The following is a 24094-nucleotide window of genomic DNA, read 5'->3' as shown; positions in this document are numbered from 1 at the left end:
TGGACCCGGTCTGAGGACCGCGTCCGGGTCGATCCCGGTCGACCCGGACGCCGGTCACCGGTGTCACGCGGTGGCGCGCACCCCCGCGAGCACCACGTCGACGACCCTCTCCGCGGCCTCGCGGGTGAACGGGCGGGGGTCGCGGCCCACGTGCAGGTGCACGGGGCCCGCGAGCAGGTCCGACAGGAACCGCGCGTCCACCGGCGGGAGTTCCCCCAGGGCGGTGGCGCTCGCCAGCCTCGTCCGGAGCAGGTCCACGCGCCGGGTGACGACCTCGTCCACCGTGCGGCGGACGTCGGCGTTGTCGCGCGCCGCCTGGACGGCCGACAGCAGCGCCCGGCCGGTCGGGCTCACCAGACCGGCGGCCAGCGCCACCAGGAAGTCGACCAGGTCGCGGCGCAGGTCCCCGGTGTCCCGCAGCGGCGCGGTCTCCTGCGCCAGGCCCAGCACCGCCTCGCCGACCAGCGCGTCGCGGTCCGGCCAGTTCCGGTAGACGGTCATCCGGTGCACACCCGCCAGCTCCGCCACCTCCTCGTAGCGGAAGCCGGTGATGCCGTCGCGCCCGATCAGCCGCACGGTCGCGTCGAGGATCTGCGCCCGCACGCGGGCCGTGCGCCCGCCGGGCCGCTGAGCCGCCGGTTTGGGGCTGTCCGTCATCCCTCGTCCACTCCCGCTCGTCGTGCTCGATGGCCGCTCGATCCTCCCAGACCGGAGTTGGTGGTACCTTAAAGTTACAAATTGTCGCTTTAAGGATCGGTGCACATGGACGTCCTCATCTCCGGCGCGGGCATCGCCGGGCTCTCGACCGCTCTCGACCTCGCCTCGCGCGGCCACCGCGTCACCGTCGTCGAGCGCGCGGCGCACTTCCGCGTCAACGGCTCACCCATCGACATCCGCGGTGACGCGATCGGGGTGGTGGCCGAGATGGGCCTGCTGGAGGAGGTCCTGCGGCGGCGGGTCCGCACCTCGGAGCTGACCCAGTTCGTGGACGGCGACGGCGAGCCGGTGGCGCGCCTGCCGCTCCGCGAGGTCAGCGACTCCGACGACGACGTCGAGATCCCCAGGGAGGACCTGGCGCAGGTCCTCGTCGACGCCCTGCCGCCGGACGTGGAGATCCGCTTCCTCGACTCCGTCGAGGAGCTGGCCGACGACGAGACCGGGATCGACGTGCGGTTCGCGTCCGGCCACCGCGCGCGCTTCGACCTCGTGGTGGGCGCCGACGGCCAGCACTCGGCGGTCCGACGCCTCACCTTCGGACCGGAGAGCGACTTCGCCCGCCACCTCGGGCTCTACGTCGCGCTCGCCGACCTGCCGGGCGAGGCCCGTTCCGACCGGCTCAACCCGATGTACAACTCCCCCGGCCACCTCGCCGGGATCGCGCGGTACGGGAACAGGGCGCTCGGCGTCTTCATGTTCCGCTCGGACCCCGTCGACCACGACCACCGCGACCTCGACGCCCAGAAGAAGATCCTCGTGGACGCGTTCGAGGGCCACCGGGAGTGGAAGGTGCCGCAGCTCCTCGACGCCGCCCTGGCCGACCCCGAGCTCTACTTCGACTCGGTGAGCCAGATCCACGTGCCCACGTGGCACCGCGGCCGGGTCGTCCTCGTCGGCGACGCCGCCCACTGCGCCACCGGCCTGTCCGGGCGCGGCACGTCGCTCGCGCTCACCGGCGCGCTCTTCCTGGCCGAGGAGCTGGAGCGGGCGGACGGCGACCACACCGCCGCGTTCGAGCGCTACGAGGCCAGGCAGCGCCCGTACGTCGAGTTCGCGCAGAACAGCGTCGGGGACGGCGCGGCCCTCGTCGTGCCGTCCAGCTGGGAGGCCATCACCGCGCGGAACGAGCGCCTGCGGGGGCTGGAGACCGCCTGACGGCCGCTAGACCGCCAGGACCCGACCGACGATCCAGGTGATGTCGGCCGCGGTGCTCTCCGGCGTGCCGGACGGCTGCATCACGTGGCTGAGCACGGCTCGGACGACGACGTCGATCGTGGCGGCGACCTGGTGGTCGTCGAGCGGCAGGTCGAACGCCGCGAGGCGGTGCGCCAGCACGCCCTTGGCCGTGGCGAGCAGCGACCCGGCGTTGGTGGTGAGCAGGGGCAGCAGGTCGGTGTCCGCGTCGTGCGTCGCGGACACGATGGCGCGCAGCAGGACGTTGTCGCGCGCCAGTTCCAGCACCGCGCGCACGGCGCCGCGGATCGACGCCTCCAGGTCGGCGGGACTCCGGTCGAAGGCCCGCTCCACCACGGAGAGGAAGCGGCCGAGCTCGTCGTGGACCATGGCCTCGGCCAAGGCCTGCTTGGACCCGATCTCGTTGTAGACGGTCTGCCTGCTGACGCCCGCGGACTCGGCCAGGCGCGCCATCGTCACCGTCGACCAGCCGGACCGGGCCGTCTGCTCGACCGCCGCCGCGATGATGCGCCGCCGATGACCGCTCCCGGTCTCCGCCTCCGTCATGGAGATCATCGTATGGCGTGGAAGTCGCGCTTCTCCCGCACGCCGCAGTCGGGGCAGCACCACGTGTCCGGGACGGCGGACCACGGCGTGCCCGCGGGGAAGCCCTCGCGCGCGTCACCGAACCGCTCGTCGTAGACGTAGCCGCAGCCGGGGCACCGGCCGCCCCCGCCCGACCCGACGGGCGCGGGCGGCTCGGCCACCGCGACCGGCACCCGCGCGCCCGGAACCGGGTACTTCGCCAGCACGGCCTCCCGACGGCGGGGTTGCACGTTCGCGAGGCTCATGTCGCCGTCGAAGTGCCGGAGCACCCTGGGGTCCATGACCCGCCGCCACACGGGCGGCACCAGCGCCAGGAGGATCATCCCGGCGTACCCCGTCGGCAGGGCGGGCGATTCCTCGAAGTCGCGCAGCGACTGGTAGCGGCGGGTCGGGTTCGCGTGGTGGTCGCTGTGCCGCTGGAGGTGGTACAGCAGGACGTTGGTGGCGATGTTGTTGGAGTTCCAGCTGTGCCGCGGCGCCACCCGCTCGTACCGCTGCCTGCCCGGCACGCCCACCACCCGCCGGGCCATGCCGTAGTGCTCCACGTAGTTGACGACCTCCAGCAGCGAGAAGCCGACGACCGCCTGCACGACCAGGTACGGCAGGACACCGATCCCCAGCCACACCACCACCGCGCCCCACAGCGCCAACGACATCAGCCACGCGTTGAGCACGTCGTTGCCGAGGTGGAACGGGTGCCCGCCCCGACGGGCGAACCGCTTGCGCTCCAGCCGCCACGCGCTCGCGAGCGAGCCGAACACGGTGCGCGGCCAGAACCGGTAGAAGCTCTCGCCGACGCGGCCGCTGGCCGGGTCCTCCGGCGTCGCCACGCGCACGTGGTGGCCGCGGTTGTGCTCGATGTAGAAGTGGCCGTAGAAGCTCTGCGCCAGCGCGAACTTCGACAGCCACCGCTCGTGGGCCTCCTTCTTGTGGCCCAGTTCGTGCGCGGTGTTGATGCCGATCCCGCCGACGCACCCGATCGTGACGGCCAGGCCGACCTTGTCGGCGGTGGACAGGTCCCCGTGCGCGATCGTCCAGAACGCCAGCGCGAACCCGGCGTACTGGATCGGCAGGAAGAGGTAGGTGATCCAGCGGTAGTAGCGGTCGTTCTCCAGCGCCTCGATCACGTCGTCCGGCGGGTTCGAGCGGTCGAGCCCGGCCAGCAGGTCGATCGCGGGCACGACGACCAGGACCACGATCGGTCCGAGCCAGAACCACATCCCCCAGCCCGTCGACGCGTGCAGGCCCAGCGCCGCGAAGGCCAGTGACGGCACCACGAGGCCGATCAGCCACAGGTACCGCTTCCGGTCGGTCCACCCCTCGGTGGACCCGTCCGGGACCGTGCCGGTGTCGTCGCCGACGCTCGCCATGCGCTGACCTCCCGTGCCCGCCGCTTTACAGGAAGGTAGCGTTTGTCAAGTCTACTTGACAAGAGGGTCAAAAATGTAAAGCCGGGCGCACCCGCTCCGGCACGACCAGCAGCGCGGACACCTCGTGGCCAGCACGCCGCACGGCGGCCCTGGCCAGGGCGACCACGCCGAGGCCGAGCGGCACCCGCACCACGGCGGCCGGTGCCGCCACCACGACCAGCCACGCCAGGTGCCGTCCACGACGTGCGCGGTTCCCCTCACGGGCGGGCACCCCCGCCTCGCCCCCCTGTCCGATCAACGCCACCGACCGCGGGCGCGCCGCGGCCGACCGGCGCCTTGACGACGGGGGGCGGAGTTGCCACGCTCGACCCACACGGTTGTTGTTAGCGCTAACATCCCTTGCCGGTGTCAGCGCCCGTTCAACGGAGAACTGATGGCCGCTGTCGAACCCCGCACGTCAGCCCGCCCGACCTCCCCGCGATCCCGACTCCTGCGCCTCGGCGTGGCCGCCTCCCTGCTGGCGGCCACCTGCACGGCCACGGCCGGCACGGCCGCCGCGGCGACCGTCACCGTCAAGCCCGACCCGAGCTACCAGCAGCAGCCGTTCCAGGGCTGGGGCACCAGCCTGGTGTGGTTCGCGAACGCCACGGGCGGCTACCCCGACGTCGTCCGCGACCGGCTCGCCGACCTGCTGTTCGGCGCGGACGGCCTGAACCTCAACATCGCCCGGTACAACATCGGCGGCGGCAACGCCCCCGACGTGCCGCCCTACCTGCGCGCGGGCGGTGCGGTGCCCGGCTGGTGGAAGGCACCGCCGGGCACGACCCGCACCGACACCGACTGGTGGCGGCCCGGCGACCCCGCGCTGTTCGACCGGGCGGCGGACCCCCACCAGCGCTGGTGGATCGACCGGATCAAGTCACGGGTCGACCGCTGGGAGGCGTTCAGCAACTCGCCGCCGTGGTTCCAGACCGTGAGCGGCTACGTCTCCGGTGGCTTCGACGCCAACGCCGACCAGCTCCGCCGCGACCGGATCCCCGACTTCGCCTCCTACCTCACGCAGGCGGTCGACGAGCTGGAACGGGCGCACGGCATCCGGTTCGCCACGCTGGACCCGTTCAACGAGCCCAACACGAACTACTGGCGCACCACCCTCGGCGCGAACGGCAACCCGACGGGCGGCAGGCAGGAGGGCGCGCACCTGGGCCCCGCGCTCCAGGCCGAGGTGATCCCCGCCGTGGCCTCGGCGCTCGCGCGGTCGGCCACCGACGCCGTGGTCTCCGCTCCCGACGAGACCAACCCCGGCACCTTCGCCACCGACTGGAACGGCTACTCGCGGGCGGTGCGCGACCAGGTCGGGCAGCTCAACGTGCACACCTACGGCACCGCCCGCCGCACGTCGGCGCGCGACATCGCCAAGGGCGCGGCGAAACCGCTGTGGATGAGCGAGGTCGACGGCTCGTGGGGCGACGGCCAGAGCTTCACCAGCATGGACCCCGGTCTGGGGATCGCCGAGCGCGTGATCGACGACCTGCGCGAACTCGAACCGGTGTCGTGGCTGCTGTGGCAGGCGGTGGAGGACTACGACAACATGAAGCCGGGTGGCGAGTCCCCCGCCGGGATGAACTGGGGCGTCGTCCAGGTCCCGTTCAACTGCGGCCCGAACGCCACCCTCGCCAACTGTCCGGTGAGGACGAACACGAAGTTCCACACCCTGCGCAACTTCACCCACCACATCCGCCCCGGTGACCGGCTGGTCGGTGTGGGCACGACGACCGACGTCGCCGCCGTGCGCGGGACGAACGACGCCCTGAAGTCCGTGGTGCACCTCAACAGGTCCACCGAGGCGCAGCAGGTCGTGCTGGACCTGTCGGCGTTCTCCACCGTCGCCGCGGGCGCCACCGTCCGCCCCGTGGTGAGCGACGCGTCCGGCGGGCTCGTCCCCGGCACGGCCGTGCCGGTGCGCGACCGCGCGGCGACCCTCACGGTGCCCGCCCGGTCGGTGACCACGTTCGTCGTCGACGGCGTCTCGGGCGTCGCGTCCAGCGGCCTGACCGGCAGGGACCACCGGCTCACCGGCGTGCAGAGCGGGAAGTCGCTGGCGCCCAGCGGAACCGCGCTGGTGCAGCGCGACACGAACACCGCGGCGGCCGACCAGCGGTGGCGGGTCGAGCGCCGCACCACCGGCTACGCCGGCCGGGCCCAGTTCGCGATCACCAACGTCGGCACCGGCCAGCGCCTCGCCGCGACCGGGTCCGGCGTCGGGCTGACCACGCCGACGGCGGACGGCCCGACCGCGCGGTGGATGCTGTCCACCACCGGCGACGGCACGTGGACGGTCGTCAACGCCGGCACGGGAACCCTGCTGGACGTCACGGGCGAATCCCGTGCCAACGGGGCGCCGATCGGGCTGTACCAGCCGACGTCCGGCGACAACCAGCGGTGGACGGCGGTCGCCGTGGGCTGAGCGCGAGGCGTGAACCGGGGTCCGGTGCGGGAACGGACGATCCGCACCGGACCCCGGAAACCCGTGCCGCGACGGCTTTCGCGGGCAACGCGGGAAGGTCCGCGCCACCGCGGGTGGGCCCGCGCTGGCCGACGACCTCGCCGGTGGCGGTGGTCGACGCGTTCAGCGAGGACATCAGTCCCAGCGGTCGCCGCTGCTCCGGCTCCAGCACGGCCGCGACCTGCGGACCAGCGACGGGTCACCGTCGGGTGAGGATCCGTTCGACGGCGACCCGTCCCAGGAACAGCAGGTTGCCCAGCACGTACCGGCGCGGCTCCAGCAGCAGCCGAGTCGTACCAGCCCGCCGGCGGAAACCGGTCCTGCGCACCGGTCGAGCCGGGGACGGCCTGCTGCGCCACGCCCGAGGGGAAGGACTGGCGGGCGTCCGCCTGTGCGTCACCCACCGGAACCCGAGCAGGTCGGCGTCATCCCGCCGCCGGTCCCCGTCCCCTGGTAGCCGAACTCGGTCGACTGGCCGGGGGCGATCGAGCCGTTGAACGCGAGGTTGGTGAACCGGACCTCGCCGGAGTCGGCGCTCCTGGCGGCGTTCCAGACGCTGGTGATGGCCGCGCCGGACGGCAGGGTCATCGCCACGGTCCAGCCGTTCACCCCGGCCGAGCCCGCGGTGACCTTCACCGTGGCGACGAACCCACCGGTCCACTGGTTCACCGACACCGACGACGTGCACCCACCCGCGACCGGCGGGGTGGTGGTGGTGGTCGTCGTGGTGGTGGTGGTCGTGGTCGGACCGTCGGAGAGCGTGGGGGTCGTCCAGTCCCGCCACTGCGCCAGGTTGCCCGCCGCCCTGCTGGAGATCCGCATCGCGCCGGGCGCGCTGCCGGTCCTCAGCAGGTGCTTCTGGATGTTCTGCTGGAGCGGTGTCCGCCACTCGGCCCGGTTCGCGCAGTGGTTGCCGTCCTGCACGTCCGACCAGTAGGTGATGTTGTCCCCAGCGCCCAGCGCCCTGTACACCTCGGCACCGCCGAGCGCGGCCACGCTCGCGGACCTCGGGCCCAGGTTGGCGATGTGCGGGTTGTCCATGATGAACAGCCCGCGCGGCGCGACCATCGCGACCATCTCGTGCGTGTCCACCGGCAGGGCGTTCGGGTTGCCGGTGAAGGAGCCGAACGCGTCACCGAACCACGGCTGCTCGCCGTAGGCGCTGCTGAGGCTCTGCGCGCCCTCTCCGGGGACGCCGCGGAGGATCGGCACCCCCGCGGTGCCGGACTCGATCGGCATGGTCAGGGCGATGCGCTGGTCGAACACGCCGACCGTGAAGGCGCCCTTGCCGAAGCGGGAGCAGCCGGTGACGCCGACCGCGTCCGCCCGGAGGACGTTGCCGCCCGACTGCTCGATGACGTCGACCAGCCTGCTCACGCCCCAGGCCCACGCGGCCAGCAGTCCGGTGCTGCTCGACGAGCCGTAGATGCTGTAGAACGCGCCCTGCTTGTTGGAGCGCGGCGTTCCCTCCTTGCCCACCGCGTACGGGTCGTAGTTGATGACGGCCGCTCCGGCGGCCTTGATGGTGGCGGTGTCCGCGCCGAACCCGCCCAGCACGACGACGGCGGGGAACGGGCCGGTGCCGCTGGGCAGCTCGACGCGCGCGGAGAAGCTGGAACTCCTGCCGTTGTGCGACGCGGTGACCGTGATGCCGCTGCTGGAGACCGTTCCCGTCACACTGGCCGGTTTCGGGGGTTTCTCGCCGTAGACGGCCCTCTCCGCCAGCTTCTTGATCTCGGCCCGCCTGCACCGCCAGTCGGACTTGCTGGAGACGCGCGTGCCGTTCAGCTTCGTGAACGGGTCGGGCAGCTTGGCGTTGGAGGGTGTCGAACCGGGGAGGGTCACGGGGCAGTCCGCGCCCTCGTCCTCGACCGCGGCGGCGGCCACGACGTCGCCGGGCACCTCCGCGGTCGTCTTCGCGATCACCGTCGCCGATCCCGCGACCGCGAGCGCGGCCACCGCCAGGACGACGACCGCCGACCGGATGCCGACGCGACCTTGACTGGAACTCACCTGGGCTCTCCTTCCGAGTGGGGTGGTGATGGGGTCGGCAGGATCGACGCTCGCAGGTGTCGACGAGCTAAAGTTTCGAGCTAATTAACGAAACATGTCAATGCGCTGCCGGGGCCGTTTCCCCGTGGCGGTCTCACTTGGCGCTCACCCCGCGTAGCAGCCTTCGAGGCGCACCTTGCCCGCTCCCCCACCTCGGTCCCACTGTCAGGGCAGTCGTACAGGTCGATCGCCCTACCCGGGGAGCGCACGTGGGTTCTCCGGCAGCGCAGCGCGGTGTCGAGGTGCGGCGGCGGCTGCTGGACGCGGCGGTCGCGCTCATCCCGGAGCGCGGGTGGACCGCGGTGAGCACGCGGGTCCTGGCGGAGCGCGCCGGGGTGACGCCGAGCGTCGTGCACTACCACTGCCCGACGCTGCGGGCGCTGCTGAACGAGGCGGCGATCGGGCACGTCCGGCGGGTGACGGGCGAGGTGGAGGCGTTCATGGACGCCGCGCGGACCCCCGAGGCGGCGGTCGAGGCGATGATCGGGTCGGTCGCGCGGTACACCGGGTCCGACTCGACGTCCACGCTGTTCCTGGAGGCCTACCTCGCGGCGACGCGCGACGAGGACCTGCGCGAGGGGCTGGGCCGGGCGCTCGACGAGTTCCGCGGCCGGTTCGGGGCCCGGCTGGGCGAGCACGGCGTGCCGAGCCGGAGCGGACGGCCGCCGTGCTGGTCGCCGCGGTCGACGGGCTGCTGCTGCACCGCGGCCTCGGGTCCGCACCGGACCCGGTCGCCGTCCTGCGCAGGCTCGTCGACCGGGGAGGGCGGCCGTGAGGGTCGTCGTCCGCGGGGCGGGGATCGCCGGGTTGACCCTGGCGAACCTGGTGTCCTCCGCGGGCCACGAGGTCGTGCTGCTGGAGCGCTCACCCGGACCCCGCCCCCAGGGGTACATGATCGATTTCTTCGGGCCCGGCCACGACGCCCTCGACGCGATGGGGTTGCCGCCCGCCGCCGAGGGGATCGCCCACCACGTCGAGGAGGTCGCCCTCGTCGACGAGCGCGGACGGCGCACCGCGGGCGCTCGGACGCCCGACTTCGCGGACGGCGCGCTGCTGCACCTCCTCCGACCGGACCTGGAGGGCGTGCTGCGCCACCACCTCCCGCCCGCCGTCGACCTGCGGTACGGCACCGGTCCGGTCGCGGTGACCGGCCGGGGCGACGGGGCCGGGGTCGCGCTCACCGACGGGACCACCCTGGACGCCGACCTGCTCGTCGGCGCCGACGGCGTCCACTCGGCGGTCCGGCGGCTGGTCTTCGGCGACGAGCGGGAGTTCCTGCGCCCGCCGGGTTTCCACACCGCCGCCTTCATCGTCGACGCGCCCCGGCTCCGCGCCGCCGTCGGGAACCGCTTCACCCTCACCGACACCGCCGACGCGCAGATGGGGTTCTCCGCGCTGCGCGACGGTCGGGTCGCGGCGTTCGCCGTGCACCGCACCTCCGGCACGACCACCCCCGACGACGTCCGGGAGGCGGTGCGGAGCGCCTACGGCGGTCTGGGCTGGGTCGTGCCCGAGGCGCTCGCCCTCTGCCCGCCGTCCGCCGAGTTCTACTACGACGTGGTCGCCGGGTGCGCCTGCCGGAGTGGAGCCGGGGCCGGGTCGTGCTGGTCGGGGACGCGGCCCGCGCCGTGTCGCTGCTGGCGGGCCAGGGCGCGTCGCTCGGCGTGGCGGGCGCCTACGTCCTCGCCGACCGGCTCGCCCGCGGCCAGGTCGACGACGCGCTGACCGCCTACGAGCGCCTGTGGCGTCCCGTCGTGGAGGAACGGCAGCGGGCGGGCCGCGGGGGCGCCCGCTGGTTCCTGCCTGCGTCGGCGTTCCAGCTCCGGGTCCGCCGCGCCGCGCTGCGCCTGTCCCGCCTGCCCGCGGTCGGCCGCCGGGTGGCGGGCGCGCTCGCGGGCGGCTCGACCGACCTCGTCACCGCCCTGCGCCGGGACGCCGTCGATCCGGCTTAGCCGCGGCTGCGCCGTTCGTCCGAACACCGCGGCCCTGCATCGGTTCCGTGACCTCGAACGTGCATCCAGCGCGGGTGGTGGCCGCTCTCGCTCGTGTACGGACGTTCCGTCCTCCGGGACGGCACCTCGAACTCCGGACCACGGGGTGCGCGCGGACGGGGTCGTCGGCGGCGGGACGACCCGCGACCTCGACCGCGCGCCCCGCAGGACCAGGTGGGTGGCCGTGACGTGACCGGCCGCCCACCCGCAGGCACAGCAGCGTCCACCGCGACACGCACCGTCGCGCCACCACGGGTGGGCGACGGCCAGAAGGGAAGCACACGATGACGATCCGCTCGCCGCGGCGACCGGCCACCAGGGCCGACCACCCCGACCTGCCCGCCTGGCCGCAGTGGTCGCTGGACAAGCACGGCGGCCGGATGCTCCACCCCGTCGAAGCGACGAGGAGGCCGGACGGGTCGATCACCCGCTCCACCGCCTACCGGGCGGCCGTCATGCTCATGCCGCACGGCGTGCTCGCCGACGCGGCGGCGTGCGTCGAGGTCGACACCGAGCTGGACCGCGTCGGCATGAGCCTGAAGCGCGACCCGGAGAGCGCGTGGCCGTCCGCGCGGCTGCCCGCCGAGCTGGAGGAGCTGGACGCCGCGAGACGCGACCGGGTGCCGATACCGGTGGTCCTCTTCCCGCGGGGGACGACCACCGGGGTGGTCGACGCGTGGACCGCCGTGCAGCAGGTCCGGCTGGGGGTCGCGCAGGGCCGCATCAGCACGATGCGGTCGGCGATGGGCGCGATCTCGCTGGAGCACCTGCTCGTCGGCGCCCCCTTCGGCGGCGTGCCCACGTGGAGCCCGCACGACGTGCGCTCCGGGGGTGAGGACGGCGGCTCGGACGATCCCTACCGGCTGCTGCCCGTGGCGTTCACCGCGGGCCCGCCGCCCCGGCGGCCGTGCGGGCGGGACGAGCGCCGCGTGGTCGTCGCCGTGCCGGACTCCGGCATCAACACCCACCCGTGGTTCGGGCTGCGGGACATGGGCGACCCGCTGCCCGCGGACGGGTTCCTCCAGGCCTACGAGGCGAGCGCGGAGGTGTTGCGGGAGCAGGCGGAGCGCCTGGACGGCCTCACGCCGACGCAGGTCCTGACGAGCGTGTGGGAGGACGTCCCGCACACCGACGAGCTGTCCCAGCGGATCGGCGGGGCCACCGGGCACTTCACGTTCATCGCGGGCCGGATCCGGCAGAACGCGCCGGACGCCGACGTGCTCGCGCTGCGCGTCCTGCACCCCGACAACGTCTGCTACGAGGCCGATCTGCTGGTGGCGCTGTGGCTGCTCGTCGCGAGGACCAGGCGGGGCGACCAGGTGGACGTCGTGTCGCTGTCCATCGGCGGGTACGTCGAGGACGACTCCGCCGCCGCCCGGAACCTGCGCGAGGTGGTCACCGAGCTGACCGACCTCGGCGTGGTGGTCGTCGCGGCGGCGGGCAACGACGCCACGACCCGCCGGTTCTACCCGGCCGCGCTGGCGACGGAGAACCCGATGGTGCTCGGCGTCGGCGCGCTCAACCCCGACGACACCGAGGCGTGGTTCAGCAACGCGGGCGCGTACGTCACCGTCGAGGCCACCGGCGGCAACGTCGTGAGCACGTTCCCGACGAGCGTGCGCGGCTCGCGCGGTCCCCGGTTGCAGAGCGGTTCCGGCGCGCGGCGGACCGCCGACCCGGACAGCTTCGCGGGCGGGTTCGCCGTCGGGTCCGGCACGTCCTACGCGGCTCCCGAGGTCGCCGCCGCGGTGGCCGTGGAGCTGACCGGTGGCGCGGTCGGCATCCCGGTCCCGGACACCGGGTCCAGGGTCGAGCGCGCGTTCGACGCGGTGAAGCGGCTCCTGGCATGAGCCCCGGTCACCGACGGCTGGACGACGAGCAGTTGGGCGCGCTGCTGGAGAAGACCCGGTCGGGCGACCGGTCGAGCCTCGACGCGGTGGTGCGCGACCTGACGCCGCTGCTGTGGCACGTCGCCAGGTCGCAGGGCCTCGACTCGGAGACGAGCGCGGACGTCGTGCAGACGACCTGGTTGAAGCTGCTGCGCGCGCTGGACGCCATCCGCGCACCCGGTGCGCTGGTCAGCTGGCTGGTCACGACGACGAAGCGGGAGGCGTGGCGGGTCGCCAAGGCCCAGCGGGTGGAGCGGCCGGTCGGGGACGACGCGTTCTTCGACGAGCCGGACGTGGCGCCCGGCCCCGAGGAGCGGGTCGTCGCCTCGACGCGCGACCGGGAGCTGTGGGAGGCGGTGGAGCGGCTGCCGCAGCGGTGCAGGCAGCTGCTGCGCATCGTCGCCTACCTGCACCGGCCCGACTACGGCGTGGTGTCCGCGGCGCTGGGGATGCCCCGCGGATCGATCGGCCCGCAGCGCGGCCGGTGCCTCGACCGGCTGCGCGCCCTGCTCTCGACGAAGGAGCGTGACCGGTGAGCACCGACGACGACCTGCTCGTCCGGCTGCGGGACATGTGGGACGAGTGCGACCCCCCGCCCGCCGTCCTGGCCGACCTGGCGTGCTTCGCCCTCGACCACGCGACCGCCGACGACGAGGTCCTCGACGTGGTGCGCGGACCCCGGCTCGCGGCGGTGCGCGGCGACGAGCGCTCGCAGCTGATCACGTTCGACAGCGCGAGCCTGACGATCATGGTCAACGTGACCGCGCACGCCGACGGCTCGGTGCGGCTCGACGGGTGGATCACCCCGCCTGCCGCGTACCCCGTGGAGCTGCGCTTGCCGACGGCCACGCGGTCCACGTCGTGCGACGGCAACGGGCGGTTCGCGTTCACCGGCGTGGTCCCGGCGCTGGCGCAGTTCTCGGTGCGGGCCAACGGGACGGTCACCACGCCTGCGATCGCGTTGTGACGGCCGCCCAGCGGCGGGCGCGGGACCTGCACGTCCGCGGCCGGGCGGCGGTGGACGCGGGCCGGTCCGCACGGGGCCTGCGCCTGTTCCGGTCGGCGCTGGCCCTGCTCGGCACGGCGTCGCCGGAGGACGGGGCCGCCGCCGCGCGGGTGCGGATCAGCATGGCCGCGGCCGAGGTCCACCTCGGCCGCACGGCCGCGGGCTTCGCCCTGCTCGACGAGGCCGAGCGCACCGTCGCCCCGGAGGACCGCGGCACGCTGCTGCTGCAACGGGGTCTGCTGTGCATCCTCACCGGTCGGGTCGAGGAGGCGCTGCGGCACCTGAACGAGGGCATCCCGCTGCACAGCGGCACGGACGACCACCACGACCTCGCGGCGGCCCTGCTCAACCGGGCCATGGTGCACGGCCTCGCGGGCCGACCGCGGATCGCCAAGGCCGACCTGGAGAGGTGCGAGGAGATCTCGCGCGCCGCCGACCTGCCGCTGATGGTCGCCAAGGCCCAGCTCAACCGCGGCTACTGCGAGATGCTGATGGGCGACATCCCGGCGGCGCTGAACGCGTTCGACCTGGCGAAGCCGGGGTTCGCCCTGCACGCCGAGGGCCTGCTGCCGGTGCTGGCCGTCGACCGGGCCCGAACGCTCATGCAGGCCGGGCTGGCCGACGAGGCCGCGGCGGAGCTGGACGAGGCGATCCGGCTGCTCGGGCGTTCCGGGCCGACCTACGAGCGCGGGGAGGCTGCGCTCACGCGGGCGAGCGCCGCCGTGATGCAGGGCGACGCGCGCGAGGCGCGGCTGTGGGCGCGCCGGGCGGAGCGGCTGTTCCTGCGCCGGGGCGACCGGAGCTGGGCCGCGGTCGCGGTGCTGACCCGGCTGCGCGCCGACTTCCAGGCCGGGCGCGGGCTGGCCGCCATCGCCGCGGAGGCCGTGGACGTGGCGGCGACGCTGCACCGCCTCGGGCTGCCCAACGACGGTGAGGCGGCCACGCTCCTGGCCGCGCGGGCGCTCGTGCGGCTCGGCAGGAACGGCGAGGCGCTGGCCCAGCTGTCGAAGCGCCGCAGCCCGTCCCCGGTGCTGGAGACGGTGCTGCTGCGCAGGCTGGCGGCTGCCGAGTGGTACGCCGCGACCGGTGACTCCACGCGGGCGTTCCGCCAGGCCGGGGCGGGGCTGCGCGTGCTGCACGGCAGGCGCGGCCGGTTCGGCAGCATCGACCTGCGCACCGGGACGGCCGCGATGGGCGTGGACCTGGCCGCCGTCGGCCTCGCCACCGCCCTGCGGCGCGGCAGGGCGTCCACGGTGTTCGCGTGGGCGGAGCGCTCCCGCGCGCAGGCGTTCCTGATGTCCCCCGCGCGCCCGCCCACCGACACCGAGACCTCCGACGCGGTCGCGGAGCTGCGCAGGCTGGCGACGGTCGTGCGCGCCGCGGAGCTGGCGGGGTGTCCCGATCCCGACGTGGCGCGGCGGTGCGCCGAGTTGGAGCACACGATCCGCGCCCGCGGCTGGCGGGCACCGGGCGACGGCGAGCAGGACAGCCCGAACTCGCTGCACGAGGTCGCCGCCGAGCTCGGCGACGCCGTCCTGGTGGACTTCCTGCCGTTCGAGGGCCGCCTGCTCGGCCTGGTGGTCGTCGACGGCACCAGCAGGATGGTGTCGTTCGGCGACCTGGCGGCCGTCGCGGAGACCGCCGCCCGCCTGCGCTCGGACCTCGACGCCCTGTGCGGCCGCAGGCACCAGGCCCCGCTCGTCGAGGTGGTCGAGCTGTCGCTGCGGCACCACTTGGCCTCGCTCCAGGAGCAGCTGCTCACGCCGGTCGGGGCGCTGCTGGGCGACCGCGACCTGGTGGTCGTGCCCACCGGCCCGCTGTCCGGCGTGCCGTGGGGCCTGCTGGACGGGCTGCGCGGCCGTCCCGTGACCGTGACGCCGTCGGCGTCGGTGTGGCTGCGCGGCAGGCGCCCGACGGGCCGGGCCACCACCTCCGAGCCGCTGCTGGTGGCGGGTCCCGGCCCTGGGCACGCGCCGGGCGAGGTCGGCAAGATCGCCGAGGTGGTGCCGGGCAGCACCGTCCTCACCGGCGGGGCGGCCTCCGTGGGCGCCACCCTGGCGGCCATGGAGGACCGCCGGATGGTGCACTTCGCCGCCCACGGCCACCACGAGCCGGGCAACATCCTGTTCTCCCGCCTCGACCTCGCCGACGGCCCGCTCATGGCCCACGACATCGGCACCCTCCCGGCCGCGCCGGAGCACGTCGTGCTGTCCTCCTGCGACACCGGCCGGTCCGTGGTGCGCGCGGGCGACGAGATGCTGGGCTTCGCCGCCGCCTTCCTCTACGGGGGCGCGAGGACGGTGGTGGCGGGCGTCGCGCGCGTCCCGGACGACGCGGTGGTGGACGTGATGACCACCTACCACGACCTGGTGCACCGCGGCACGGCACCGGCACGGGCGCTCGCCGAGGCCTCGCGGGCGACACCGCTGATGCCACTGGTGTGCTTCGGCTCCGGCTGACCCCGCGAACCGTCAGCGGAACACGCGCAACGGCACGGCAGCCGCCATCGCCGCCATCCCCGCGTCGTTCGGGTGCAGGTGGTCGCCGCTGTCGTAGGCGGGCAGCAGGCGGTCGGGCTCGGCCGGGTCGCGGAGGGCCCGGTCGAAGTCCACCACGCTGTCGTGCTCGCCGCTGGTGCGGATCCAGTGGTTCACGGCCTGCCGCGCGGCCTCGTTCTCCGGGCTGTGGAAGCCGAACGCGTCGTTCTTGAACGGGGTGATGGTGCCGCCGTGGACGCGGAGACCCCTGGCGTGCGCGCGGGCGATGAGCTGGCGGTGGGCGTCGATGACGTCCCGCGCGGTCACCCTCTCCGACTCCGGCGCGCTGGTGCCGGGGTGGCCGAGGTCGTTGACGCCCAGCAGGACGACGACGTGGGCGGCGCCCGGTTGGGCGAGGACGTCGCGGTCGAAGCGGCGGAGGGCGGCCTGGCCGAAGTAGTTCGCGTACGCCTCCGCCGGGTGGCCCGGTGGCGGGTTCGGGTCGTGCAGCAGGCGGTTGCCGCTGATGCCCGCGTTGACGACGCCGAGGTGCCGCAGCGCGGGCACCGCCTGGAGGCGCCTGGCCAGCACGTCCGGCCAGCGGCGGTTCGCGCCGCGCGTGGTCTCGGCGCCGTCGGTGATCGAGTCGCCGAACGCGACGACGGTGGCGTCGCGCCTGCCCGTGACGCTGACGCCGGTGAGGAAGTGCCACTTGCCGAGCACGGCGGTCGGCGTGATGTCGGCGCGGCCGGTGACGTTGCCCGCCGCCAGGTACCCGTCCTGGTAGGGGAAGGCGTGCACGGTCGTCGCCGGGGTGCGGCGGGGCAGGTGGACGCTGACGACCAGGTCGGAGTCGGCGGTCACGGACAGCGCGACGGGGTCGCTCAGCAGGGGCGCCCCCGGTGGCACGGTGGCCGAGGCGCGCCCTCCGAACGTGAGCCGCCGGTCGCTGCGCGGCTCGACCGCGGACCCCGCGCCCGCGCGGCGCGCGACGCGCGCCTCCCCGATGACCAGCGGCTGCGTCCCGAACTCGTTGGACAGCCGCACGCGCACGGTCGACCCGCCGACGCCGAGGTGCACGACCTGCCGCAGCGTCTGGTCCTCGAACGTCGTCGTGTCCGACGCGGGCACGGTGGTGGGCGAGGTCGCCCACGCCCCGACCCACGCCGCGCGCGGTTCGGCGGTCGCCGGTGGCGCCAGCAGGAGCACCAGCGCGGCGGCGGCGAGGGAGCGTTTCAGCACGGGGACCTCCGGGTCCGTGGACGGCCGCGGTCGCCCGCGACCGTCCACTCGGGACTGGCGCTCAGCGGCGGGACGCCGAGGCGAGGGTGGACCGCAGGGCGGAGTACGCGGGCTTGCGGGAGAAGTCCTCCCACATCACGGTCGCCGCGCCCTCTCCTTCGAAGAACACCGGGACCCACGAGTACTTGTCGGTGAAGCCCCAGATCGTGAACGAGTCGCAGCCGTCGACGTTCAGGCACGCGGTGAGGGTGCGGTTGTAGTAGTCGGCCTGCTGCGCGAGCTGCGCGTCGGTCGGGACACCGCTCTCCGGCAGGTCCATCCGCACGTCCAGCTCGGTGATCGCGGTCTCCAGCCCCAGCGCGGCGAAGCGCTCCAGGTTGGCCTGGAGGTCGCCGGGGAAGCCGTAGCGGGTGCTCAGGTGGGCCTGCGCCGAGAAGCCGTGCACGGGCACGCGCTGGGCCCGCAGCTGCGCGATCAGCGCGAGGTAGGCGTCGCTCTTGGCGTTGACGCCCTCCACCCCGTAGTCGTTGAAGAACAGCTTCGCCTTCGGGTCGGCCTCGTGCGCCCAGCGGAACGCGTCCGCGATGATGCCGGGCCCCAGCTCGCGGATCCAGATGTTCTCCGAGGTGCGCAGCTCGCCGGTCTCGGTGAAGATCTCGTTGGCGACGTCCCACTGCTGGATGTCGCCCCGGTACCGGCCGACGACCCTCTTGATGTGGTCGCGCAGGATCGAGCGCAGCTCGTCGGCCGTGAAGTCGCCCTCCTCCAGCCACGCGGGGTTCTGGCTGTGCCACAGCAGGGTGTGCCCGCGCACGACCTGCCTGTTCTGCTTGGCGAACCGCACGATCCTGTCGGCCATGCCGAAGTTGTAGCGGTCGCGCTCCGGGTGGATGTACTCCCACTTCATCTGGTTCTCGGCCGACACCGAGCTGAACTCCGCGGCGAGCACCCGGCGGTACTCGCGGTCGGAGGTGAAGGGGTCGGGGTAGGGCTGGCTCTCGTGGTGACCACCACCCGCCACGGCGGTCCCGATGTGGAACCCCTTCGGCGCCGCCCGGCGCAGGGTGTCCTTCTTGGCGTGACCGGGCGACCGGTCGTCGACGACGGGCGCGGCCGAGGCCACGAGCGTCAGCGGGACCGACAGCGCCACGGCGGCGAACGCCGCGGCGGCCAGACGGGTCGGTTTCATCAGGCTCTCGCTTCCTTGCGACGGCTTGACTTCGAAACTTTCGCACCCCCACGTGAAAGTTTCTGAGAAACCGGACCTTAAAATGCCGCCTCCGCACAGTCAAGGGCCGGCAAAGGGGTTCACCGGCACGCCTGGACGGCCGACCCGCCTTGATCGATCAACGCCGCGCCACCCGAACGAGTCGAGCGGCGAGCGGGTGATCACCTTACGATTCGTCGTGCCGGTGCGGTGGACGCGAAGGCGGCGACGGATGGCGACGACGGGCAGGCCGAGGGAGTTCGTCCTGGAGGACGCCCTCGACCGCGCCGTCGAGGTCTTCTGGCGCCTGGGGTACGAGGGCACGCGGCTCGACGACCTGACCGCCGCCATGGGGATCAACCGACCCAGCCTCTACAACGCCTTCGGCAACAAGGAGGCGACGTTCCGCCTGGCCCTGCGGCGGTACGCCGACACCGAGATGGCGTACCTGGCCGCGGCCATCGCCGAGCCGACCGCCCGCACCGTGGCCGAGCACTACCTGTGCGCGGGTCTGACCGCCGTCACCGCCCCCGGCAAGCCCCACGGCTGCCTGACCGTCCAGGGTGGACTGACCGGTGGCGCGGAGGACCAGCGGCGGGTCGCCGACCTGCTGACCGAGTGCCGCCGCGCCGCCGAGACCCGGCTGGCGCACCGCTTCCGCACCGCGGTCGTCGACGGCGACCTGCCCCGCACCGAGCACCCGGACGACCTGGCGAAGTACCTCGTCAGCGTCACGGCGGGCCTGGCCGTGCAGGCGGCGGGCGGGGCGACGAGGTGGCAGCTCGACCCCGTCATCCGCCGCGCCCTGCACGCCTTCCCCTGAGCGGGGCGAACGTCCCCGTCAGGCGTCGCCGTGGACGGTCACCGCGTAGCCGTCCGGGTCGGCGAAGGAGAACGTGCGCCCGAACGGCCCCTGGACCGGGGGCGCGACGATCGGGACGCCCTCGCCCGCCAACCGGTCGTGCAGGGCCTGCGGGTCGTCGGAGCGCAACCACAGCGCGACGCCGAGACCGGGCCGCGGGGTCGCCGCGTCCAGGTCGACGCCCGGCAGCGGCTCGCGCACCGCGAACGGGATCGGCGCGGTGTCGAAGACGACCGCGCCGGGCGGGGACGCGGTCGCCCTGCGCAGCCCGAGGTGGGTCTCGTAGAACTCGGCCGCGCGGTCGAGGTCGCGCACCTGGAGCGCGAGGAAGTCGGGTCCGGTGACGGTCATGCGGTCCTCCCGTTGGATGTCAGCGTGTTGACACGCAGAACGTATGTCATGATGCTGACATGGCGCAAGCGGAGGCGGTCGGACCGCTGGACGAGTCGGTGGGCTACGGCCTCAAGCGGGCGGCGGCGGCGCTGCGCACCACGATGGACGCCGCCCTCCGCTCGCTGGACCTGACCGTGCCGCAGTACGCCTGCCTCGAACTGATCGCGCGGCACCCCGGCCTGTCCAACGCCGACCTGGCGCGCGGCGCGTTCGTCACGCGCCAGTCGATGAACCTGGTGCTGCGCGGCCTCCAGGACCGCGACCTGGTCGCCCGCCCGGCGACCGCGCCCCGCGGCCGAGCCCTGCCCAGCCGCCTCACCCCCGCGGGCGAGGAACTGCTGGCCGCCGCGAGCGCCGCCGTGCGGGCCGTCGAACTGCGGATGCTGGCACCGTTCTCCGCGGCCGAGCAGGAGCGGCTCCTGCACGACCTCGCGACCTGCGTCCGCGCCCTCGCGCCGGACGCCTGACCATCCCGGAGAACGGTATTCCGAACAACGTGGATTCATTCACGAAAACACGTACGTGAATCGTCGAATGAATTCGACGAATCCACAGATGTGAATCCGTTCGCATACGTGACACGGCGTTGACACGCCCGAAACAAACAATTACGGTCCACATTCAGAAAGTGCTTTCCCGACGCCGCCACCGCTCCGGAAGCTCTTCTCGAAAGGACCTCCCAGATGGGAACGCACGTCGGGATCGACCGCGCCCTGCCGCGGGTCGCCGCCGTGGTGGCGGTGCTGGCCGCGACGCTGGCCGCACCGCTCGCCACGGCGGCGCCACCACCACTCGCACCGGCCGACGGCTTCGCGGGCGTGTCCGCCCTCGGCCAGGCGGGCACGACCGGTGGAGCGGGCGGGGCCGTGGTCACCGCGACCACCACGGCCCAGTTCCTCGACCACATCGCCCGCCCGGAACCGCTGGTGGTGCAGGTGAGCGGCACGATCACGCTGCCGACCGGCTCCAGCGACGGCATGCACGACGTCGCCTCCGACAAGACGATCATCGGCCTCGGCAGTGGTGCACGACTGGTCGGCGGCGGCCTGAACATCGGCCTCCCGGTGGACGACGACGTGACCTCGCCGCCCGCGAACGCCGTGCACAACGTGATCATCCGCAACCTGACGATCACCGGCGCGACCGACGACCTGGTCAACGTGCAGATGTTCAGCCACCACGTCTGGATCGACCACAACGACTTCTCCAACGGCGACGACGGGGCCGTGGACGTCAAACGCGGATCGGATTTCATCACGGTCTCGTGGAACAGGTTCCACGACCACGACAAGACGCTGCTGCTCGGCCACGACGACGACAACGCCGCGCAGGACGTGGGCCGGTTGCGGGTCACCTACCACCACAACCACTTCGACGGCTCCGACCAGCGCAACCCGCGCGTCCGGTTCGGCGAACCGGTGCACGTCTACAACAACCTCTACCGCGACAACAGCTACGGGGTCGCCTCCGCGATGAACGCGGGCGTGGTGCTGGAGGGCAACCACTTCGTCAGCGTCAACAACCCCGGCCGGGTCGACTTCAGCGGCGACCTCGGCCGGATGGTCGCCAGGGACAACGTGCTCGTCGACTGCAACCACGAGATCGAGGTGCGCGGGTCCGTGGTCGAGCCGCGCACCTACTACGCCTACACGCCGCACCGGGCGGCCGAGGTCCCGACGGTCGTGCCCGCGGGCGCGGGCGTCGGCAAGGTCTGAGGAGGAGAGCGCGTGGACGGCATCAGCAGACGAACCCTCCTCGCGGGCGCCGCGGCGACCGCGCTGGCGGCGAGCGCGGGACCGGCGCGGGCGACGGCACGGGCAGCGGCGCCCCGGGCCACGGCCGACGGCTTCGCCGGGGTGACCGCGCTCGGCCAGAACGGCACCACGGGCGGCGCGGGCGGGTCGGTCGTCACGGTGCGGGACGCCGAGACGTTCCTGGACTACTGCGACCGCGACGAGCCGTACGTGATCCAGGTCGACGGCGTGATGCGGATCAGCAGCAAGCAGGGCGTGCGGTCGAACAAGACCATCGTCGGGATCGGCTCGAACGCCGAGATCACCGGCGGCGGCCTGGACCTGTACCGCAGGCAGAACGTCATCATCCGCAACCTCCGGTTCACCGGGGCCGACGACGACGCCATCAGCGTCCAGCAGTCCTCCCACCACATCTGGATCGACCACAACGACCTCAGCGGCGGCGCCGACGGCCTGATCGACATCGTGCGCGGCGCGGACTACGTCACCGTGTCCTGGAACCGGTTCCACGACCACAGCAAGACCGCGCTGCTGGGCCACTCCGACGCCAACGGGAGCCAGGACCGCGGCAAGCTGCGGGTCACGTTCCACCACAACCTCTTCGACGGCACCGCCCAGCGGCACCCGAGGGTCCGCTTCGGCGAGCCGATCCACGTCTACAACAACCACTTCCGGAACAACACCCTCTACGGCGTCGCGTCCACGGAGGACGCCGGGGTGCTGGTCGAGGCCAACTACTTCGAGAACGTCGCCCACCCGATCTACTCCGGCTACGACGAGAGCGGACCGGGCCGCGTGGTCGAGCGGAACAACGTCTACGTCGGCTCCGGCACGCCCGCGACGCTCGGCACGGTCGTCGAGCCGCGCACCTACTACGCCTACACCCCGGACGACCCCACCGCCGTCCCCTCCCTCGTCAGCGCGGGCGCGGGCGTCGGCCGAACCCAGGGGAGGACCTCGTGAGAACAGCCACCCTCGCCTTCGCCGCGCTGCTCGTCGCGGGCGTCACGTCGGTGATCACCACGCCCGCGGCCGTCATCGCCGCGGAGGCCGGCCCCCTCGGTTTCGCGTCGGTGAACGCGCTGGGCCGCGACGGCACGACCGGCGGCGCGGGCGGCCAGGTCGTGACCCCGACCAGCGCGAGCCAGTTCAGGGACTACGTCGAGCGCGCGGAGCCGCTGGTCGTCCAGGTGGACCGCACGATCGCGCTGAGCGGGATGCAGGACGTGGCGTCGAACAAGACGATCGTCGGCGTCGGCACCGCGGGGCGGATCACCGGCGGCGGCCTGGACGTCGACGGCACCAGCAACGTCATCATCCGCAACCTGACCTTCACCGGCGCGAGCGACGACGCCGTCAACATCACCGACGGCGCCCACCACGTCTGGATCGACCACAACGACCTGTCCGGCGCGCACGACGGCGCCCTCGACGTGAAGCGCGGCTCGGACTACGTGACCGTGTCCTGGAACCACTTCCACGACCAGCGGAAGAACTCGCTGGTCGGGCACTCCGACGGCAACGGGGGCCAGGACCGGGGCAAGCTGCGGGTCACCTACCACCACAACTTCTTCGACGGCACCGCCGAGCGCAACCCGCGGGTCCGGTTCGCCGACCCGGCGCACGTGTTCAACAACTACTACCTGGGCATCACCGGCACCGACTCCTACGGCGTCGCGACCGCGATGGACGCGGGCGTGCTGGTGGAGGGCAACCACTTCGACACCGTGGCCTCGCCGACGAAGGTGCGGGTCTTCGAGAGCGATCCCGGTCGCCTGGTGCAGCGGAACAACGTCTTCGTCAACTCCGGCGCGCCGGAGGCGGCGGGCACCGTCACCGAGCCGCGCCAGTTCTACCCCTACACCGTGGACGACCCGAACACGGTGCCCGCGAAGGTCCGCGCTGGCGCCGGGGTCGGCAAGCCGGTCGCCACGGCCCTGGCCGACGGACCGGTCGGCTTCGCCTCGGTGACCGCGCTGGGCCAGAGCGGCACGACCGGTGGCGCGGGCGGCCCGGAGGTGACGGTCTCCACGGCCGCCGACCTCATCGCCGCGATCAAGGCCGACGGGCCGGGGGTGGTGCGCGTGCAGGGGCTGATCACGCTGGCGGCGGGCATGTACGACGTGTCGTCGGACAAGACGGTCATCGGTGTCGGCTCGGGGTCCGGCATCACCGGCGGCGGCCTGAACATCGGTCTCCCGGTCGGCGACGCGACCACTCCCCCGGCGAACGCGGTGCACAACGTCATCATCCGCAACCTGGTGTTCCGCGCCGCGAGCGACGACTCGATCAACGTGCAGATGTTCTCCCACCACGTCTGGATCGACCACAACGACCTGTCGGCGGGCAAGGACGGCCTGATCGACGTCAAGCGCGGCTCCAGCTACGTGACCGTGTCGTGGAACCACACCCACCACCACACCAAGAACATGCTGCTGGGCCACGACGACGGCAACGCCGCGCAGGACACCGGCCACCTGAGGGTCACCTACCACCACAACTTCTTCGACCGGACGCCGCAGCGCAACCCCCGCACCCGCTTCGGCAACCCGGTGCACGTGTTCAACAACTACTACGTGGCCAACAGCGACACGGGCGTGGCGTGCCAGAACCGGTCGGGCTGCTGGGTCGAGGGCAACTACTTCGAGGACGTCGAGGAGCCGATGACCACCAGCTACTCGGGCCCGAAGGGCAGCATCGTCGAGCGGGACAACGTCTACGTCGACAGCGGCGAACCCGTGGTCGGCGGCACCGTCGAGGACCCGCGCGCCTACTACTCCTACGCCCTCGACCCGCCGGCCGAGGTGAAGGCCCTGGTCACCGCGGGTGCGGGAACGGGCCGGATCTGA

General features: G+C 73.2%; 22 protein-coding genes and 1 pseudogene. 14 read left to right on the top strand and 9 right to left on the bottom strand.

Annotated elements, in window-relative coordinates:
* Positions 1-63: 63 nt before the first annotated feature.
* The gene (locus VFZ92_RS06765; RefSeq protein WP_330874919.1) at positions 64-657 is read right to left on the bottom strand and encodes a TetR/AcrR family transcriptional regulator; all 594 of its coding nucleotides are present in this window, start codon (positions 655-657) and stop codon (positions 64-66) included.
* Positions 658-762: 105 nt separating this feature from the next.
* Between VFZ92_RS06765 and VFZ92_RS06760 the strand changes: the two genes are divergently transcribed.
* On the top strand, positions 763-1872 hold the full coding sequence (locus tag VFZ92_RS06760; protein ID WP_330874918.1) for an FAD-dependent oxidoreductase: 1110 nt from the start codon (positions 763-765) through the stop codon (positions 1870-1872).
* Positions 1873-1878: 6 nt separating this feature from the next.
* Here the strand turns inward: VFZ92_RS06760 and VFZ92_RS06755 are convergent, their stop codons facing one another.
* The 3 genes from VFZ92_RS06755 to VFZ92_RS06745 all read right to left on the bottom strand — a co-directional run bounded on the left by VFZ92_RS06755 (position 1879) and on the right by VFZ92_RS06745 (position 4137).
* Complete coding sequence (locus VFZ92_RS06755) at positions 1879-2466, bottom strand: TetR/AcrR family transcriptional regulator (protein ID WP_330874917.1); 588 nt, start codon at positions 2464-2466, stop codon at positions 1879-1881.
* The gene (locus VFZ92_RS06750; protein ID WP_330874916.1) at positions 2463-3866 is read right to left on the bottom strand and encodes a fatty acid desaturase; all 1404 of its coding nucleotides are present in this window, start codon (positions 3864-3866) and stop codon (positions 2463-2465) included. The genes VFZ92_RS06755 and VFZ92_RS06750 overlap by 4 nt, the downstream gene beginning before the upstream one ends.
* Positions 3867-3933: 67 nt before the next feature.
* On the bottom strand, positions 3934-4137 hold the full coding sequence (locus tag VFZ92_RS06745) for a hypothetical protein (protein ID WP_330874915.1): 204 nt from the start codon (positions 4135-4137) through the stop codon (positions 3934-3936).
* A 162-nt stretch (positions 4138-4299) separates the two neighbouring features.
* Here VFZ92_RS06745 and VFZ92_RS06740 point away from each other — a divergent pair, with 162 nt between their 5' ends.
* Positions 4300-6333 carry an RICIN domain-containing protein gene (locus tag VFZ92_RS06740; protein WP_330874914.1) on the top strand — a complete coding sequence of 678 codons (2034 nt, stop codon included), beginning with the start codon at positions 4300-4302 and terminating at the stop codon, positions 6331-6333.
* Between the two features lie 238 nt (positions 6334-6571).
* Here the strand turns inward: VFZ92_RS06740 and VFZ92_RS06735 are convergent, their stop codons facing one another.
* Together VFZ92_RS06735 and VFZ92_RS06730 are read right to left on the bottom strand one after the other, a co-directional pair.
* The gene (locus VFZ92_RS06735; protein ID WP_330874913.1) at positions 6572-6700 is read right to left on the bottom strand and encodes a hypothetical protein; all 129 of its coding nucleotides are present in this window, start codon (positions 6698-6700) and stop codon (positions 6572-6574) included.
* Positions 6701-6768: 68 nt separating this feature from the next.
* Positions 6769-8385, bottom strand: a complete 1617-nt coding sequence (locus VFZ92_RS06730) for a cellulose binding domain-containing protein (RefSeq protein ID WP_330874912.1) — start codon at positions 8383-8385, stop codon at positions 6769-6771.
* A gap of 281 nt (positions 8386-8666) precedes the next feature.
* On the opposite strand from VFZ92_RS06730, the pseudogene VFZ92_RS06725 reads away from it, so the two are divergent.
* From VFZ92_RS06725 to VFZ92_RS06700, 7 genes and pseudogenes are all read left to right on the top strand, one after another.
* A pseudogene (locus VFZ92_RS06725) lies at positions 8667-9199 on the top strand (TetR/AcrR family transcriptional regulator).
* Positions 9196-10149 (top strand): FAD-dependent monooxygenase, encoded by a 954-nt coding sequence (locus tag VFZ92_RS06720; protein ID WP_414719833.1) that lies wholly within the window; start codon positions 9196-9198, stop codon positions 10147-10149. Before VFZ92_RS06725 ends, VFZ92_RS06720 begins: the two are co-directional and overlap by 4 nt.
* The gene (locus VFZ92_RS42415) at positions 10053-10376 is read left to right on the top strand and encodes a hypothetical protein (RefSeq protein WP_414719832.1); all 324 of its coding nucleotides are present in this window, start codon (positions 10053-10055) and stop codon (positions 10374-10376) included. Before VFZ92_RS06720 ends, VFZ92_RS42415 begins: the two co-directional genes overlap by 97 nt.
* A gap of 323 nt (positions 10377-10699) precedes the next feature.
* On the top strand, positions 10700-12265 hold the full coding sequence (locus VFZ92_RS06715; protein ID WP_330874911.1) for a S8 family serine peptidase: 1566 nt from the start codon (positions 10700-10702) through the stop codon (positions 12263-12265).
* Positions 12262-12840 carry a sigma-70 family RNA polymerase sigma factor gene (locus tag VFZ92_RS06710; protein WP_330874910.1) on the top strand — a complete coding sequence of 193 codons (579 nt, stop codon included), beginning with the start codon at positions 12262-12264 and terminating at the stop codon, positions 12838-12840. The genes VFZ92_RS06715 and VFZ92_RS06710 overlap by 4 nt, the downstream gene beginning before the upstream one ends.
* Positions 12837-13271 carry a hypothetical protein gene (locus VFZ92_RS06705; protein ID WP_330874909.1) on the top strand — a complete coding sequence of 145 codons (435 nt, stop codon included), beginning with the start codon at positions 12837-12839 and terminating at the stop codon, positions 13269-13271. The genes VFZ92_RS06710 and VFZ92_RS06705 overlap by 4 nt, the downstream gene beginning before the upstream one ends.
* Positions 13268-15769, top strand: a complete 2502-nt coding sequence (locus tag VFZ92_RS06700) for a CHAT domain-containing tetratricopeptide repeat protein (protein ID WP_330874908.1) — start codon at positions 13268-13270, stop codon at positions 15767-15769. Before VFZ92_RS06705 ends, VFZ92_RS06700 begins: the two co-directional genes overlap by 4 nt.
* Before the next feature lie 12 nt (positions 15770-15781).
* On the opposite strand, the gene VFZ92_RS06695 is transcribed toward VFZ92_RS06700, so the two are convergent.
* Positions 15782-17029, bottom strand: a complete 1248-nt coding sequence (locus tag VFZ92_RS06695; protein ID WP_330874907.1) for an SGNH/GDSL hydrolase family protein — start codon at positions 17027-17029, stop codon at positions 15782-15784.
* 61 nt (positions 17030-17090) lie between these two features.
* Entirely contained in the window at positions 17091-18218 is a 1128-nt protein-coding gene (locus VFZ92_RS06690) for an endo-1,4-beta-xylanase (protein WP_330874906.1), read from the bottom strand.
* 250 nt (positions 18219-18468) lie between these two features.
* Between VFZ92_RS06690 and VFZ92_RS06685 the strand changes: the two genes are divergently transcribed.
* Positions 18469-19059, top strand: a complete 591-nt coding sequence (locus VFZ92_RS06685) for a TetR/AcrR family transcriptional regulator (RefSeq protein WP_330874905.1) — start codon at positions 18469-18471, stop codon at positions 19057-19059.
* An 18-nt stretch (positions 19060-19077) separates the two neighbouring features.
* Here VFZ92_RS06685 and VFZ92_RS06680 read toward each other — a convergent pair whose 3' ends face one another.
* On the bottom strand, positions 19078-19449 hold the full coding sequence (locus tag VFZ92_RS06680) for a VOC family protein (protein ID WP_330874904.1): 372 nt from the start codon (positions 19447-19449) through the stop codon (positions 19078-19080).
* 59 nt (positions 19450-19508) lie between these two features.
* On the opposite strand from VFZ92_RS06680, the gene VFZ92_RS06675 reads away from it, so the two are divergent.
* The 4 genes from VFZ92_RS06675 (at position 19509) to VFZ92_RS06660 (ending at position 24094) form a co-directional block, all read left to right on the top strand.
* Complete coding sequence (locus tag VFZ92_RS06675) at positions 19509-19958, top strand: MarR family winged helix-turn-helix transcriptional regulator (RefSeq protein WP_330874903.1); 450 nt, start codon at positions 19509-19511, stop codon at positions 19956-19958.
* A gap of 216 nt (positions 19959-20174) precedes the next feature.
* Complete coding sequence (locus VFZ92_RS06670) at positions 20175-21206, top strand: pectate lyase (protein WP_330874902.1); 1032 nt, start codon at positions 20175-20177, stop codon at positions 21204-21206.
* A gap of 12 nt (positions 21207-21218) precedes the next feature.
* The gene (locus VFZ92_RS06665; RefSeq protein WP_330874901.1) at positions 21219-22208 is read left to right on the top strand and encodes a pectate lyase family protein; all 990 of its coding nucleotides are present in this window, start codon (positions 21219-21221) and stop codon (positions 22206-22208) included.
* The gene (locus tag VFZ92_RS06660) at positions 22205-24094 is read left to right on the top strand and encodes a hypothetical protein (protein ID WP_330874900.1); all 1890 of its coding nucleotides are present in this window, start codon (positions 22205-22207) and stop codon (positions 24092-24094) included. The genes VFZ92_RS06665 and VFZ92_RS06660 overlap by 4 nt, the downstream gene beginning before the upstream one ends.

Source organism: Umezawaea sp. (genome assembly GCF_036375055.1).
Lineage (GTDB): Bacteria > Actinomycetota > Actinomycetes > Mycobacteriales > Pseudonocardiaceae > Umezawaea.
This window is presented reverse-complemented; position numbering and strand designations above follow the sequence as displayed.